This is a genomic window from Ensifer sp. ENS07 (assembly GCF_014852185.1).
Taxonomy (GTDB): domain Bacteria; phylum Pseudomonadota; class Alphaproteobacteria; order Rhizobiales; family Rhizobiaceae; genus Ensifer; species Ensifer adhaerens.
This window is the reverse complement of sequence record NZ_JACVBE010000007.1, coordinates 13406-29062: the sequence shown is the minus strand read 5'-3', so window position 1 is coordinate 29062 and position 15657 is coordinate 13406. Positions and strand designations below refer to the sequence as shown.

Below are 15657 nucleotides of genomic sequence, written 5' to 3'. Positions count from 1 at the left end.
CCAGCGCCCCGAGGAGGAGCTCATGTATAACGCGCCTACTGAAGAGATACTTTTTCACCTCAAACACGTCATCGGCATAGATCGTGTGCTTCAAGAGGCAGCTTACAGCGAGGTTAGCGAGGATCTCGTCGAGGCTATCGTGAGAGAAGCTGGCCGCTTCGCGACCCAGGAGGTCGCGCCCTTGGCAGCGATTGGGGAAAAACAGGGCGCACGCCTGGCGGATCACGAGGTTCGGGTTCCCGATGGTTGGCGCGATCTCTATCGGCTTTGGCGAGAAGGCGGTTGGAGCGGACTGAACGCCGCTGCGGAGTTCGGCGGGCAGGGCCTGCCACAACTGCTGTTTGCTTCGACTTTCGAAATGTGGAACAGCAGTGCCCTTGCTTTCGCAATGGGACCCACACTCACGATCGGAGCCGTCGAGGCGATCGAGAAACACGGCTCTCCTACCCTTAGAGACACATACCTTCCAAAGATGGTTTCCGGTGAATGGACCGGAACAATGAACCTGACCGAGCCGCACGCCGGCACGGACGTCGGTGCTTTGAGAACGCGAGCCGAGCGCCGCGACGATGGATCCTATCGGATCTTTGGACAGAAGATCTTCATCACCTACGGAGAACACGATCTCACCGAGAATATCGTGCACCTCGTGCTGGCGCGGCTTCCGGATGCTCCCTCGGGCTCGAGGGGCATTTCGCTATTTCTGGTCCCGAAGTATCTCGTCAATGACGACGGCTCACTCGGCGACCGAAATGACCTCTATTGCCACTCGATCGAGCATAAGCTTGGGGTCCACGCCTCCCCCACTTGCACGATGATCTACGGCGATGGGAAGTTCGGGCGCGAAAAGGGTGCCGTGGGCTGGCTTGTCGGCGAGGAGAATGACGGTCTCGCTTGCATGTTCACAATGATGAACAACGCTCGCCTTGCTGTTGGAATCCAAGGCGTGGCGATCTGCGAAGCAGCAACGCAAAAAGCGACCGCTTATGCCAGGGAGAGAACCCAAGGCCGCGCGCCGGGCTGGAGCGGCGCGGGCATGAGCCCCATATGCGAACATCCAGACGTCCAGCGCATGCTCTTGACGATGAAAGCACTCACACAAGGCAGTCGTTCGATCGCCTATGCCTGTGCACACGCCATCGACATGGCGCATGTATCGGAGGGGCTTACTCGCGCCCTTTGGGAGGAGCGTGCAGGCCTACTTACCCCTATTGCAAAAAGCTTCCCGACCGATGCCGCGGTCGAGGTGGCGTCCTTGGGCGTGCAAGTCCACGGAGGCATGGGGTACATTGAAGAAACCGGGGCGGCACAACTCTATCGCGATGCCCGGATCACGCCGATTTATGAGGGCACGAATGGCGTGCAGGCCGGCGACCTCGTTGGTCGCAAGTTGCCACGATCTTCTGGTGCCCACGTCAAGGCGTTGATCGAGGAGCTCAAACAGGTCGCCAATGAAGTCAGGCAATCGAAGCTCACCGGATTTGGCTCCACCGCGCAGAGGTTGATATCGGCAGTTGCAGACCTGGAAGACGCGACCGCATGGCTCATCTCCGCCATGGGTGTAGGACGCGTCGGCGAGGCTCTGGCGGGTGCAACTCCTTATCAACGCCAGTTCGGCCTTACGTTGATGGCGACCTATCTGTCGAAAGCGGCCCTGGTAGAGACAGGCGACGACAGCGCTTCTGCCCGTATCGCTCTTGCGCGATTTGCCGCGGAGAATCTGATCGGGGAGACCACGGCCCTGAAAGATCGTGTCATCAACGGGTCCGCTAGCCTTGCGGCGGCCCGATCAGTTCTTGGCTAAGGAGGTGCGAGTGTTTTCAGCACATTCAGGCCGCCTCGGGCCGCAGGTCACAAATCTCCCCGTAAGCGAGTCCCGCGGCGGCATCGACGCACCGCGGCTGGTCCCAATGGAGGTGGAAAAATGAGCTATCCTGTTCTGACAAGATTGCGCGGCGGCGTCGCGCACCTGCGCCTCAACAGACCCACCAAGCTTAACGTGATCGATGTCGAGATGGCGGAAGGCATAAGGGACGCGGTCGAGATCGCCCTGTCCGAACCGACGACCCGGGTTATTCTGCTGAGTGGAGAGGGGCGCTCGTTTGCCGCTGGCGGAGATCTGTCAAGCTTTCGCGCCGCTGAAGACAAGTCGGCATTGGCCAATTCGATCATCGGCCCGATCCACCAGGCGTTGAAACGCCTGGTGGAGGCGCCGGCGATCACACTATGCGCCGTCCAGGGTAATGTCGCAGGCGCAGGCGTATCGATAGCCGCATTCGCGGACCTTGCGATCGCTGCGGACAACGCGACCTTCAACCTGGCTTACGCCCGCGTAGCAACTTCACCGGATTGCGGCGCCTCCTGGTCTCTGCCCAGGTTGCTCGGAACACGAAAAGCACTCGAATTGGCATTGTTGTCGGACACGATCTATGCCGACGAGGCCCTCAGGCTTGGGCTTGTCAATCGCGTTGTGCCAACAGCAGATCTACTGACTTCGGCCGAACAAACGGCAGATCGACTTGCCTCCCACGCGCCGGCTGCATTGGCTCACACGAAGCTCCTGATGAGGCAGGCATTCGACACAACCGCTGCAGAACACCTCGATGCCGAGCAGCTTGCCTTCGCGGCCTGTGCCGCCACAGAAGACTTTTCTCAAGCACTGGAAGCGTTTTTCCAGAAGCGACCCGTCACCTTCCGCGGCAGATAAGACCGCGACATTTCGAGGAGAAACAAATCCCATGATCAAAGACGCATTTATCGCCGGCTACGTCCGCACACCCTTCACGTTCGCCAGAAAAGGCGCGCTTGCGAACGTGCGCCCTGATGACTTGGCTGCCCATGTAATACGTTCGCTCCTTGTGCGTACGGGCGCGCCGGCTGAGGAGATCGAGGATGTCGTCTGGGGTTGCGCCTTTCCCGAAGGCGAACAGGGACTAAACATTGGCCGCGCCGCAGGCCTTCTTGCGGGGTTGCCCGAGACTGTGGCCGGGATGACGGTCAACCGTTGGTGCGGATCCTCGATCCAGGCTGTGCAGGCTGCAGCGGGCATGCTCGCAATGAATGCAGGCGAGGCATTTATCGCGGGCGGAACCGAGAGCATGTCTCGCGTACCCATGATGGGGTTCAATGTCTTGCCTCATCCGACCTGGTCGCGCGAGAACGTCGACGACTTCATCAATGTCGGACTGACCGCAGAGCGCGTTGCGAGAGAATGCAGCGTAACGCGCCAGGATCAGGACCAGTTCGCGTTCGTCAGCCATTCCAAGGCCGCCGCAGCACAGGCCGATGGTCGCCTGGCCCAGGAAATCGAACCGTACCAGACGTCGAGCGGCATCGTTGACAGGGATGGGTGTGTCCGGGAGACCACTCTTGAAAAGCTGTCGGAACTCAAGACCGTGTTTCTTGAAGGGGGCACGGTGACTGCCGGCTCGTCTTCTCCAATGACGGACGGTGCAACCGCCGTTCTTGTCTGCAGCGAAGCTTTCTTGAAGCGTCACGATCTAAAGCCCCTCGCCCGTCTGGCAAGCTTCGCCGTTTCTGGATGCGCGCCCGGTGTCATGGGCCTCGGGCCGATCGAGGCTTCCCGCAAGGCGATGGCGCGCGCAGGGGTCAAGATTGGTGATATTGATCTTATCGAAATGAACGAAGCGTTCGCCGCACAGGCCGAGGCTTGCCGTCGCGCACTCGACATCGATCCGCAGAAACTGAACATTGACGGCGGTGCGCTGGCACTCGGCCATCCCCTCGGGGCGACCGGTACGCGCCTGATCGGCAAGGCAGCGCTCCTTCTGCAACGCGAAGGCAAACGTCGTGCCCTGGCGACGCAGTGCATTGGTGGCGGCATGGGTATCGCAATGGTTCTGGAGGCCGCATGAACATGCAAGTTCAAAACATCGTCACCCCCGCTATCGACGCTGACGCCGCCGGTATCAAGCGCGCGGTTGTCATCGGCGCAGGCTCGATGGGTGCTGGGATCGCCGCACAATTCGCCAATGCGGGTATTCCAGTCGATCTTCTCGACATTGCTGGCGAAACGAACAGAAACGCGCCCGCCGAGAACGGCATTGCCCGTCAGATCAAGGCGGGAGGGTTCATGGGCGACGAGAACCCGTCGCTCGTGCGCGCCGGAAACGTCGACGATGATCTTTCCCGTATCGCTGACGCTGACTGGGTGGTTGAAGCGGTTATTGAGGATTTAGCCATCAAACGGGACCTCTACCGCCGTATTGAGGCAGTGCGTCGCCCCGGAACGATTATTTCGTCGAATACCTCCACCATTCCGCGCACGGAGCTGGTCCTGGGCCTCGGAAAGGAATTCGCTCGCGATTTCATCATTACCCATTTCTTTAATCCGCCGCGCGTCATGCAATTGGTCGAGATTGTCAGCGCTGCCGAAAACGCACCGGAGCTTCTTGATCGTGCCACAAAGGGTGTGCGCGCAATTCTCGGAAAAACGGTGGTTGCTTGCCGCGATACGCCTGGGTTCATCGCCAATCGCATCGGCTGCTACTGGCTTGCCGTCGCGGTGCTGGAGGCAATCAGGCTTGAACTCACCGTCGAGGAGGCCGATGCAGTTAACGCCGCACTCGGCATCCCGCGCACAGGCGTTTTCGGACTCCTTGACCTGATCGGAGTGGATCTCGTCCCACACGTCTGGGGCAGCATGCACACGGCACTGCCCGCCGAAGACGATCTTCACCGTTTCGACCTGCCATCGAACGCCTTGATCAAGAAAATGATCCTGGACGGCCGTCACGGCAGAAAGACCGGTCAAGGTTTCTACAAGAAGACGGGAAAGGAACGATTGGTCATCGATCTCGTCACCGGCGAGTATCGACAAGAGATTCCGCCCGTTGGTATTCCCGGTGAGGGCCGTGAACTTGCAGCTTTGATATCAGACAGCGGCAAGATGGGGGAATATGCCCGTTCCGTCTTGAGCCGGATCCTAGGTTACACCGCACTACATGCGCCCGCAATCGCGGATGACGTGTTTGCCATCGATACCGCCATGGTGCTCGGCTATTCCTGGAGACAGGGACCTTTCAAGCTCGCCGAAGCGGTGGGTCTGGATGTCGTGGTGAACACACTGCGCCGCTTGGGTTATGATGTTCCCGCATTGTTTGCGGTAGCTCAGGAAGGAGGCGGCTTCTACACAGACGGTGGAGCAATCAGCACCGACGGCCGGGTCCGCTCCTCAATCGGTACGGCCTCGTTGCTCAAGGGTGCGCCGGTGATTACCGGCAATGGCGACGCACGACTGGTCGATCTGGGTGACGGGGTCGCCTGCTTCCAGATGTCGACAAAGATGAACGCCTTTTCTCCGGGTGCTTTCGACGTCCTCGAGGAAACGTTGGCGCGCGCGGGGACCGACTACAGGGCACTCGTTATCGGAAACGACGACAGCCGTGCCTTCTCCGCCGGCGCCGACCTAGCCCATCTCTCGCGGATGCTTGAAGCAGACGACGAGAATTCTCTCGCACACTACCTCAAACGCGGCCAAGAGCTTTTTCTCGCGCTAAAGTACCTGCCGGTTCCTGTCGTGGCGGCAGTACACGGCTTTACATTTGGCGGGGGATGCGAATTTGCCTTGCATGCAGACGCTATCGTCGCCCACGCCGAAACAAACATGGGCCTGCCGGAAGTAAGGGTTGGCCTTGTTCCAGGCTGGGGCGGCTGCACACAGATGCTCGTCAGGGCGCAGGTGACATCTGCGATACGGGGGCCAATCGGAATTGCGGCTGCTGCCTTTGAAACGATCCAGAACGGGATCGTGTCCTCCTCCGCGATCGGTGCAAAGGCCGCCGGATACTTAAGGGCAAACGACGGGATCGTCATGCACCGGGAACTCCTCATTCCTGCGGCCAAGCGAAAAGCGATCTCGCTCGTCACCGAATACAAGGCACCCGAACGAGTCGCCTTGTTTGCCACCGGCGTTTCGGGAGTACGTGGGCTTCTGGCACCCGCATCGGTCTCCGCAAAGGCCGGGCGCATGACCGAGACCGACTTTGCGATTGCGCAATCGCTAGCCACTGTGCTTGCGGGAGGAGATACGGACAACCCCACAAGCATGATTTCCGAGGAACAGATGCTGGCCCTTGAGCTTCAGCAAAACCTCAAACTGTTGAAACAGCCGGCGACGAAGGAGCGTATCTCCCATATGCTCAAGACGGGCCGGCCGTTAAGGAACTGACCGCCGTAGCGGCGCCGACCGGGCCAAGACCCGGTCGGCGCTCGTTTCGACAGCGAGCCCCTTTGCGGCGAGTATCCTCTCCCTTCAGTCGATTACGTGGACACCTGCGTTCCCCCCCGCACGCCACTGCTCAATGTGGACGAAGATCAGGTGGTGAACCGGTACCTTGCGACCGAACACCCAAACCTCAGCCAGTCGATATATGGATCGGAAAATGTCCATGTCTCCGATGCCTCATGGACGCTACCATTCAATATCATAAAACTGCCAAGAAAAGGGGAGCATGAAATGCTTGGAATTCTCGCCAGAGTTGTCGGCGCTGGCTCGCATCACGAACTGGGCGGCAAATGATGTCGTCGATTGAAACAAATCAGCGACTATCCCGGCCCGTCCAGAGATCGTCGACCAATGCACTGGCAAGCTTGTCAGACAGTCTGGTTCAGCGCCCGGCTCTCCTCGTATTGCCCGTCCTCGGCTTCATGGCATGCTTCTTTGGCTACCCGATCGTACTGATGATTGCGCGAAGCTTTACCGACTTTCCCGAGGGCGCAGGTCTCGGCATAGACAATTACGTTTGGCTGTTCGGTGACGCCACAAACGCCCGGGTCTTCATTCGAACCTTGTTGAGTGCCGGATTGGTTACGCTCCTGTGCCTTCTCATCGGCTACCCCTACGCGTATCTCCTCACAGTCGTTTCGCGAAAGTGGCGTGCAATTCTCTTGATCATGGTCCTGGTGCCGTTCTGGACAAGCTTCATGGTTCGCAACTACGCATGGCTTATCCTGCTTCAGCGGCAAGGCGTTATTAACGACCTGCTCGATCGAATCGGCGTAGGTCGCGTCGATCTGATTGGGAACCTTAGCGGCGTAATGGTTGGCATGACACATATCATGCTGCCGTTTTTGATCCTTCCACTCTTTGCGAATCTGCAAAAGATTGACCGCACACTCTTGGTTGCCGCGCAAAGCTTGGGGGCAACCCCGATGGTCGCATTTATCAAAGTTTACTTGCCGCTTTCGCTGCCCGGGGTCATCGCCGGCTCCCTCATCGTTTACGTACTGGCGCTCGGATTCTACATCACGCCAGCATTGCTTGGCTCTCCACAGAACAGCCTGATATCGCAATTGATTGCTACGCAAGCCAGCACGCTGCTTGCCTGGGGCAGAGCGGGAGCCATGGGCACCGTCCTTCTTCTAATCACCCTCGTGCTCGTTTGGCTCGCGCTGAAAGCGGACCCGAGCGCCAAAACGGCAGGGGACAAGCTGTAATGGAATCCAATCGCGTATCACCCTTACTTTCGTTTTTCGGCGCTGTGGTGGCGCTGTGGCTGGTCGCACCCATGTTCGTTGTCGTGCCTATCAGCTTCACCGGCGCACGATCCTTCCGGTTCCCTCCCCCGTCCTGGTCGCTGCGCTGGTACGAGGGATTCTTTCAAAACACCGAGTGGCTGGTTTCCGCGCTTACATCGCTTCAGGTTGCAACGTTGAGCAGCATTCTTGCAACTGTCCTCGGCACGGCGGCCTCCTACGGGATCGTTCGAGGGCAGTTTCCTGGAAAGCGGTTTGTGCAGGCGTTGCTGATCGCCCCCATGATCGTCCCCGTTGTGATCACCGGGGTTGGAACTTACGCTGTCTTTCTCAAATGGAACCTGGTGGGATCATTTGTCGGATTCGTTGTCGCGCATACCGTTCTTGCCATCCCGCTCGTCCTGATCACGGTTGGTTCGGCGCTCGCTCAGTTCGATCGGCGAGTTGAGGATGCGGCAGCCATCTGTGGCGCGGGCCCGGCGGCAACGTTTCGGCTTGTAACGCTTCCGCTCATCCTCCCGGCTGTCGCTACAGCGGCCGTATTCGCGTTCATAACGTCGTTCGACGAAGTCGTGGTTGCGATATTCCTCGTGAGCCCGGCAGTCCGAACGCTTCCGGTCCAGCTCTACAACAGCATGATTCAGCAAATCGATCCAACGGTGGCCGTGGCTGCAACGCTGATGCTGGCTCTTACCAGCATCTTTCTCACGATAGTTTTGCTCGTTCGCAAGGCAGGTGGTCAATCATGACAATTCAAACAGGTTCATCCGTTCAACTCGTCAACATTTCAAAGGCTTACGGTAAAGCCCTCGTATTACCGGAGCTATCGCTGACAATTTCGCCAGGAGAATTCGTGTCCTTCCTCGGACCGAGCGGCTCCGGAAAAACAACGACGCTGAATATCATTGCGGGCTTCATCGAACCAACGTCTGGGGAAGTGTTGATCGATGATGTTCCGATCACTGGACTTGCTCCCCACCGCCGGGAACTAGGAATGGTGTTCCAGCAGTATGCGTTGTTTCCGCATATGAGTGTGGCGGAGAACGTGGCGTTCCCATTGCGCAGGCGCCGGGTGTCTCGCACGGAGATTTCCGAGCGGGTAGCTGAAGCTCTCAAACTTGTCGGTCTTTCCGAGCGCGCCGACGCTCTGCCCAGGCAGCTTTCCGGCGGGCAACAGCAACGGGTCGCGCTTGCGCGCGCCATCGTTTACCGTCCCCGGGTTCTATTGATGGACGAGCCGCTCGGAGCGCTTGACAAGAAACTTCGGGAAAGATTGCAGCACGAAATCAAACGCATCCACCGCGACCTTGGAATTACCTTCGTCTTCGTGACACACGACCAGGAGGAGGCGTTGACGCTTTCCGACCGGATCGTCGTTTTCGATAAAGGCCGGATTGTCCAGGTGGGGACGGGCGCGGAGCTGTATGAAAAGCCAAAAACGCGCTTCGTTGCGGAATTCATTGGGGAGGTGAATATCTTCTCATGTACTGCATCAGGCGGCGATGGCGCGATGCGTCTGGACAACGGCGGTGTCGTCCAGTGCGGCAGCACGTCCGGCACGGACAAGAACCGCGCGCTTGCAGTCCGACCGGAACGGCTGAAGCTCGCGCTTCAGGTGCCGCAAGGAAACCAGAATGTGCTATCGGGAAAGCTCTCGAGCATCGACTATTTTGGAAGCAGTCGCCGTCTTGGCGTAGACGTGGCGGGCCTGTCCTCTTCGGTCTGGGTTCGAGAACCCCTCGACGGCGGCTCACCGGCACTCTCCCTCGGAGACGACGTGTTTGTCCATTGGCCGACCGATGCGGGAACCCTCCTGCCCGCTTGACGTGCGAGCGCATACTCTAGCCTTCTTATATGAGAGCCTTCTTTTCGCCGATGCGGAAAGAAGGCTCGGACGGTCAGTTGCTCAGTCAACATCGCCTACTCCAGCCGTTCCCGAGCGCCCGAGAGCCGCTTCGCGACGAAGCGGCCCACTTCGTCGACGAAAGACGAAGTTGCCGCCAAAGTGAGTCGAGAGCCTTCATTTTGTGTGATGCTTTGGAGCCGGGCCAAGAAGCCGGCCACGGCGAAACGTCGGCTTTGCGTACCCGCGTTGGGCCCCTTCTTAGAGGATTACAAAAAATGGCCCCGTAATGCGTCGGCCACGCGCTGCGGCGACTCCCAATGTGGGTTATGACTGAGACCAGCAAGGATTTCCGTTGTCGCCTCGGGGAAGGCTCCTCGCAACGTCACGCGGTGCGTTTCGTCGAAGAGTGCGTCCTCACCGCCTGCAAGCAGAAGTACGGAGGCGAAAACCTGCTTGGCAGTTTGCCGTAGATCAGTCGCCTCCATCATGGCAAAGAGTGCCTGCCAGACGGCGGCGGGCATACCGGCTGCCTCCTGCGCATTCCATTGCATGAAACCGGCATTTACCGGCACGGCGCATCGGTACCACTCGCGAAAGAACCGGCTGTTTGGATCGATGGGGTCGGCAAGCGCCTGGATTTCTGCGCCGAGCGTTGTGCTTGTCAAGAGGCTGGGTTGAAGACTGCCGCAGATACAGGCAAGACCTGTAACGCGTTCGCCATGCCGCGCAGCCAGCACGAGAGCCGTCATAGCTCCCATTGAGTGGCCCGCGACGGCAAAGCGCTTGATTCCGAGCGCATCCGCAAGCTTGATTACGTCATCCGCAAACCCCTCTAGTGTGGGCAACGGCGCGGGCGTCGAAAGACCATGCCCGGGCAGGTCCGGTGCCACCAAGCGATATTCTCGAAGGTGGGGCATAACCAGCGACCAGCTCCGACTACTGTCGGTGTAGCCGTGCAGCAGCAGCAGTGGCACGTTGCGTCCCCCGCTCTCGTCGATATAGGCAAGGCGACGGCCATCGCGCAATACGAGGAAACGCTTGCGGCCGTTCCAGCCAGACTGATCGACCGTTGCCGTCACAGACCGAACGCCTTGCGAACTGCCGCAAGCGCTGGTTTACCATCGACGGTCGTCACGCCGTCAAGCCAGGCGTCGAGCCGCCCTGGTTCCTCGCCTATCGCTTTGCGCCCGGCGTCCTCAGGGGCCAGGCCGTCGTTCATCAGATAGCCCATGCCTCGATTCTCGAATTCGATGTCGAAATCGAGGTTCTTCAGGAGGCGCCCGACATTCGGGCATTCTTCAAGATAACCCTTTCGAACCTGCGTAGAGACCGTCGCGGCCCCGAAGTCCGGACCGTAGAACTTGTCGCCGCCCGTCAGGTAGCGGATATCAAACGTCGTGTTCATCGGGTGGGGCGCCCACCCCTGGAAGACGAAGAACGTCTTCTTGTTGATGTGGCGCGCAAGTTCCGCGAGCATGCCTTGTTCACTCGATTCCACGACCTCCCAGCCATCGAGGCCGAGAGACGGATCGGCGATGGCGGCCAGCATGAGTTGGTTGGAGCCGGGCTCGATCCCGTACATCTTCCTTTCGAATTTATCGGCCTGGGTTTTGAGGTCGGAAAAATCCTTTATGCCCGCCTCCCACACATAGGCGGGAACCGCAAACGTGTACTTCGCGCCGATGAGGTTCTTGCCCACTGTCTCGACGGAACCATCATTCTCGTAGGAAGTGAAATACGTCTTCATCGCTGGATCCCAATAACCTAGGAAGACGTCAAGGTCCTTGTTCTTCAAGCTCAGATAGATGACGTCGATGCCGAGCAGATTACTCTGCGTCTCGTAACCGAGGGCATGCAAGAGTGATTGCGCGACGCCCGTCGTGAAGGCCAGGTCGTTCCAACCGGGTTCAGCGAGCCGGACCTTCCGGCAGGTCTCCAATTCGGCCGCCTGTGCGGCCCCTATCGTCATCAGGCATGCAGCGACGCAGGCTATGGCGCGTTTCATTGATGTACCTCCCCATTCCGACTTGTCCAGCAGGACGAGTTATTGACCCATCGGTCAATTGTTGAACTGTTGGGAAAAAATGTCAATATTCACCAAATTGAATGCAGGAATCATCATGGCGGGAAAGCTCACAAAGCTTGTAGACATCCGGCGCAAGGAACTACGGCAGGCGGCCCTTGAGGTGCTACAACGCGAAGGCATGGCAGGTGCGACGCTGGAAAAGGTCGCGACGCATGCCGGCGCCTCCAAGGGCATCGTCCTGCATTACTTCCGCAACAAGCAGGAACTCTTTGAGCAGGCAATGCGGGAGGCGAATGCCAACCTTCGCGACGCGGTTGCCGAACGCCTCCGTCAAGCCAAATCACCGCGAGAACGTTTGGCCGCGATCATCGAGGGAAATTTTGACGAGCGCTTCTACCAGCCGGCAACCGCCCATGCCTGGTTATCGCTGTGTGCAGAAGTGCCGCGCGAACCGCAGCTTGCCCGTATCCAAGCCGTCATTCACGCCCGGATGCGCAGCAACCTCCTCTCCGCGTTGAATGACATGCTTTGTGCCGATGAAGCCAGACGAATGGCGTTGTTGATCAGCAGCCTGATCGACGGTCTTTGGCTAAGGCTCGGCCTTCAATCCGGTGGCATTTCGAGGCAAGAGGCCCTTGCGGTCGTGAATGACACGATCCGCGCGCATTTAGATACGGTGACAACTGAGTAAAGGCCACGCAGCGCCGCCTCCCCGCGCCGTGGTACAAGTGGCGTGGATTTCCGGCGCACATGCGAGGCCGCAGCGGGCGCGGCTTCGACAGTTTGCGTCGCATCGCAATTTGAGAGGCACTGGTTGTGGTGAAATCATCAGGGCGCGGTGCTCGGCAAACTTGCCGAGATTACCCGTTATCGCCCCCGCTTTTGTTCGATCTCGGCTATCGTCGAAGCGCCTCCGTTCAACGCTGTAGGCTATCGGCGGCTGCCGTTGGCCACCGAATGCGGGTTTAGGCAATAAGCGCAGAGATTTTCGCTCGGTGAAGCATAGTGCACCCCCACCGCAATGACGAACCGCGGCAAGAAGGTGACGGTAGCCCTTGCACTGGTCGGATTTAAGGACCGTCGGGCTCCTACTCATCCCGTCCAATTGACGCCGGAGAAATGCCGCGATGGGCTTCAACGAGGGTGTCGATAAATTTTCGCGCAAGCTTGAACTTGCTGGTGCCCGGACCACTTACCGCCGCAACTCGATTGATCCGTCGGCCGGACTCACTCTCGATCCGTCGAAGCAAGCCCCGTTCAATATAGGGGGCTGCGGTGTTCTCTGACAGGTAGCCCAGGTTTCTGCCAGATAAGATCAGCGCGAGTTGGGCCTCTCCGCCCCAACCCACGTCGCCCGAAGATGGCTGATCGTCGACCCAATCCGGGTGGATGGATTCGAGGTGCCCGCGGCTGCAGTAGCGATGTTGCTTAAGGTGTTCTTCAGTGAGGTCGCCGTCCTTGCTGTGGAACAACTGGTGCGCTCTCCCGCAATACATCTCGCCCACTTCGTCGAATAGATAGTCGAACGAAAGCTGAGGGAACCGGTTGGTTTTGAGCCCGATTCCAATGGGGATGAGGCCGTCGGCTACGCGCCCGATCATCTGGAACCCGAGCATCGTTTCAAGCTTTATTCTTATGCCAGGGTACTGTCGTGCAAAACTCTCCAGCGCATCCGGTATGCGAGACACAGGATTGTCGATGATGCCGTCCTGAAGGGCGATCGACAATTGCCCGACCGCGCCGTCGTTCACGTTGCTGACCTGGTTCTTGAACGCCTCGATCGACGCGAACATCTCGCGCGCGGCTAGGTAAATCTCTTTGCCCTCCTCGTAGAGCTTGAAGCCCTTCGGTCCTCGCTGACAAAGAACCACACCGAACCTTATCTCAAGCGCCTTGAGATACTCGCTCAGGCTCGACTGCGAGAGGTTCAACGTCGACTGCGCAGCCGTGAAGCTGCCTTCCTCCACGATCGTGCAGAAGTAACGCAGCAGTTTGAGATCAACATCCTGTAACTGACCAAGTTTAGACATCTAGCTCCCTCGATACTGGCGAAGATCGTAACACCGCGACGTACCGCGAGGCAATGAACAGCCAGGGCTCCTTCGCGACATCCGGCCCGATGCTTAGTGTGCCGACGCCGCATAGGCAATTGCGGCGGGTTCAAGCGTTAGCGAACCATGGATCGCGTTTTATGAATGGTCCGGCAATGTCGCTCGATCCTCTGCGAGGTCAGCGCGCCGGTTCCCGGACAACGATTGCATCGGCAATCCATGTGGACGAACTGTCGATCGAAGCTGCGCTCAAAACACTGTGTGGCGGTCCGATCACTCTGCTTTCAGCGCCGGTCTCCGGAAGCCGGGCAAGACCATCATACACCCGCTCTGATCCCTGCGGCTCTCTAGGTCGTGTATGGAGCACTTTTGGAGGATCGAGGTATCGCTCAAAAGGAGACGGCACCAGATTTCTCCGCAACGCCATTCTGCGGTAAGCGAAGCAGGGACCCTGTGCCCCTGAGCCGGCCTCTCGAGAGGAGTTCGATCTCACGTCGATAACGTGACAATTCACCCCAGTTTCACCGAGACTCGCGCGGCGCTAGTCTCAAAATGAAATGGCGTGGCGCACGGAAATCACCGTAATGGTGATGTCGAAACCGTGCGGCACGCCGAGGAGGTCGAAGGCGGTACTTGACCTCTTACTCTCCGGATTTGCTCATAACAGGCAACTCAGAAGATCGAGGCAACGGCCTCGTCGAGGACGCTGAGAACGCGGTCGATGTCGTCGTTGGATAGCGCAAGCGAGAAGTAGAATTTTCCGTGTGTCAGGACACCACCACGCACCAGGGCCGTCGTCAATTTGCGCTGCATGAGCAGGTCACCCGAAACGCTTGTGCGATAATCGATCACCGGCACGTCGGTGAGCACGATCTGCGTCAGCGGCCCCGAGCCGAGGGTTTGGCCAGCCACCCCGCGCCTTTGGAAGATCTCGGCCGCCCCGTTTCGGAAGCGGTCACCGATTTCATTGAGGCGATCATATGTTCCAGGCCGCGAAAGTACCGCAAGCGTGGCGATACCCGCCGTGGCAGCGACGGGGTTGCCGCAAGTCGTGCTACCGGTGAAGCATTTGCGAGGATCGGCCGGGCTGCGCGGATTGGCCAAGCGCATAATCTCCTCGCGCCCTGCGACTGCAGACAGGGGCATGCCACCGCCAATCACCTTGCCGTAGGTAGCAAGGTCCGGTCTGACATTGTAGCGCTCCTGCGCGCCGCCCCAAGCAAGCCTGTAGCCGGTTACGACTTCGTCAAAGATCAAAAGGATGCCGTTGGCATCGCAAAGCGACCTCAGGCCTTCAAGGAAGCCCGGTTTCGGATCGATGCAGCGCTGTTGCGCTTCAACAATGATCGCCGCCAGTTCCCCTGCTGCGCCGGCAACAATCTGGGTGACGGCTTCCAAATCGTTGTATGGCGCAATCAGCACTTCATCCTGCAAGACCGGCGGAATGCCGGCACTATCGGGACGGGCGGCCGGGAAATTCGGGAAGGGGCTCGCCGGGGACATACTCATCAGGGCATAGTCATTTCCACCCAGAAATCCGCCCTCGAACTTGAGAATTTTTGACCGACCGGTAAACGCACGCGCCAAACGCATCGCGTACAACGTGGCGTCGGAACCGGTCACACCGTATTTGATCTGTTCGGCGCAAGGAATTGACTCGACGAGCGTCTCAGCAAGCTCGATGCCCTTTTCGTTGAGAAGATAGTAGTTGGACGGACTTTCGACAGCCACCTTCATCGCCTCGACGACTTCAGGGTGGGCATGCCCTATCAACATCGGCCCCGAACCGTTGACGCAGTCGATATATTCGGTCCCGTCGGTTGAATAGACCTTCGAGCCCTTTCCGTATTTGACGACAAAATCAACCTCGTCATCGAGGACGTAAGTGGTAAATGCGCCGCCAGGCATTGCTCTGCGCGCTCGAGCCATAATCTCATTCATCGTTTGGATCTTTGCGTTTTATGTTGGTTCCAGCCATGATGACAGCACTTCGAACAGAACGGGGCAACATGAAAGGTCGGAGGCTTGCTTCGACTTTTTCCGAAGCAAATCGAAGCGGCTCCTTGACGCGTCGAAAGCTCCTCGGCGTCCTTTTTAGTAGCAGCCGATAGCTAACCTCTCCGGCGCGCTCGCATATGCGAGGGTGCCATTAGCTCAAAAAGCGAGACATCGGGTACACCTGAGCATTACGGCCTTGGCGGCAGCTTAGGCGCCTGCGACTGCAAGGGGTCGTAGGC

The 15657-nt window shown here is 58.7% G+C and carries 12 protein-coding genes; 8 read left to right on the top strand and 4 right to left on the bottom strand.

The annotated features are described in order from the left end of the window. The first annotated feature begins 22 nt into the window (after positions 1 to 22). The 7 genes from IB277_RS21130 (at position 23) to IB277_RS21100 (ending at position 9322) form a co-directional block, all read left to right on the top strand. Positions 23 to 1804, top strand: a complete 1782-nt coding sequence (locus IB277_RS21130; RefSeq protein ID WP_192371590.1) for an acyl-CoA dehydrogenase — start codon at positions 23 to 25, stop codon at positions 1802 to 1804. Positions 1805 to 1924: 120 nt separating this feature from the next. Then, positions 1925 to 2707 carry an enoyl-CoA hydratase/isomerase family protein gene (locus IB277_RS21125; RefSeq protein WP_192371589.1) on the top strand — a complete coding sequence of 261 codons (783 nt, stop codon included), beginning with the start codon at positions 1925 to 1927 and terminating at the stop codon, positions 2705 to 2707. A 34-nt stretch (positions 2708 to 2741) separates the two neighbouring features. Then, positions 2742 to 3875: a thiolase family protein gene (locus IB277_RS21120; protein ID WP_192371812.1), complete on the top strand. Its 1134-nt coding sequence runs from the start codon at positions 2742 to 2744 to the stop codon at positions 3873 to 3875. Continuing rightward, positions 3872 to 6190 carry a 3-hydroxyacyl-CoA dehydrogenase/enoyl-CoA hydratase family protein gene (locus tag IB277_RS21115; RefSeq protein WP_192371588.1) on the top strand — a complete coding sequence of 773 codons (2319 nt, stop codon included), beginning with the start codon at positions 3872 to 3874 and terminating at the stop codon, positions 6188 to 6190. Before IB277_RS21120 ends, IB277_RS21115 begins: the two co-directional genes overlap by 4 nt. A 350-nt stretch (positions 6191 to 6540) precedes the next feature. Next, complete coding sequence (locus IB277_RS21110) at positions 6541 to 7458, top strand: ABC transporter permease (protein ID WP_246812774.1); 918 nt, start codon at positions 6541 to 6543, stop codon at positions 7456 to 7458. Further along, complete coding sequence (locus tag IB277_RS21105) at positions 7458 to 8246, top strand: ABC transporter permease (RefSeq protein WP_192371587.1); 789 nt, start codon at positions 7458 to 7460, stop codon at positions 8244 to 8246. Before IB277_RS21110 ends, IB277_RS21105 begins: the two co-directional genes overlap by 1 nt. Next, positions 8243 to 9322, top strand: a complete 1080-nt coding sequence (locus tag IB277_RS21100) for an ABC transporter ATP-binding protein (protein WP_192371586.1) — start codon at positions 8243 to 8245, stop codon at positions 9320 to 9322. The genes IB277_RS21105 and IB277_RS21100 overlap by 4 nt, the downstream gene beginning before the upstream one ends. Positions 9323 to 9609: 287 nt before the next feature. On the opposite strand, the gene IB277_RS21095 is transcribed toward IB277_RS21100, so the two are convergent. Together IB277_RS21095 and choX are read right to left on the bottom strand one after the other, a co-directional pair. Beyond that, complete coding sequence (locus IB277_RS21095) at positions 9610 to 10422, bottom strand: alpha/beta fold hydrolase (protein WP_192371585.1); 813 nt, start codon at positions 10420 to 10422, stop codon at positions 9610 to 9612. Continuing rightward, a complete protein-coding gene (gene choX / locus IB277_RS21090; RefSeq protein ID WP_192371584.1) occupies positions 10419 to 11348 on the bottom strand; it encodes a choline ABC transporter substrate-binding protein in 930 nt (309 codons plus the stop codon). The genes IB277_RS21095 and choX overlap by 4 nt, the downstream gene beginning before the upstream one ends. Positions 11349 to 11463: 115 nt before the next feature. On the opposite strand from choX, the gene betI reads away from it, so the two are divergent. Next, complete coding sequence (gene betI / locus IB277_RS21085; protein WP_192371809.1) at positions 11464 to 12060, top strand: transcriptional regulator BetI; 597 nt, start codon at positions 11464 to 11466, stop codon at positions 12058 to 12060. Positions 12061 to 12457: 397 nt separating this feature from the next. Here betI and IB277_RS21080 read toward each other — a convergent pair whose 3' ends face one another. Beyond that, the gene (locus tag IB277_RS21080) at positions 12458 to 13399 is read right to left on the bottom strand and encodes a LysR family transcriptional regulator (protein WP_192371583.1); all 942 of its coding nucleotides are present in this window, start codon (positions 13397 to 13399) and stop codon (positions 12458 to 12460) included. Between the two features lie 693 nt (positions 13400 to 14092). Further along, positions 14093 to 15361, bottom strand: coding sequence for an aspartate aminotransferase family protein (locus tag IB277_RS21075; protein ID WP_192371582.1), 1269 nt, complete (start codon positions 15359 to 15361; stop codon positions 14093 to 14095). Positions 15362 to 15657: the final 296 nt, after the last annotated feature.

Coding starts and splice junctions, on each gene's coding strand:
- IB277_RS21130 (WP_192371590.1), top strand. CDS start 23: ATGTATAACGCGCCTACTGAAGAGATACTTTTTCACCTCAAACACGTC.
- IB277_RS21125 (WP_192371589.1), top strand. CDS start 1,925: ATGAGCTATCCTGTTCTGACAAGATTGCGCGGCGGCGTCGCGCACCTG.
- IB277_RS21115 (WP_192371588.1), top strand. CDS start 3,872: ATGAACATGCAAGTTCAAAACATCGTCACCCCCGCTATCGACGCTGAC.
- IB277_RS21110 (WP_246812774.1), top strand. CDS start 6,541: ATGTCGTCGATTGAAACAAATCAGCGACTATCCCGGCCCGTCCAGAGA.
- IB277_RS21105 (WP_192371587.1), top strand. CDS start 7,458: ATGGAATCCAATCGCGTATCACCCTTACTTTCGTTTTTCGGCGCTGTG.
- IB277_RS21100 (WP_192371586.1), top strand. CDS start 8,243: ATGACAATTCAAACAGGTTCATCCGTTCAACTCGTCAACATTTCAAAG.
- choX (WP_192371584.1), bottom strand. CDS start 11,348: ATGAAACGCGCCATAGCCTGCGTCGCTGCATGCCTGATGACGATAGGG.
- betI (WP_192371809.1), top strand. CDS start 11,464: ATGGCGGGAAAGCTCACAAAGCTTGTAGACATCCGGCGCAAGGAACTA.
- IB277_RS21080 (WP_192371583.1), bottom strand. CDS start 13,399: ATGTCTAAACTTGGTCAGTTACAGGATGTTGATCTCAAACTGCTGCGT.
- IB277_RS21075 (WP_192371582.1), bottom strand. CDS start 15,361: ATGAATGAGATTATGGCTCGAGCGCGCAGAGCAATGCCTGGCGGCGCA.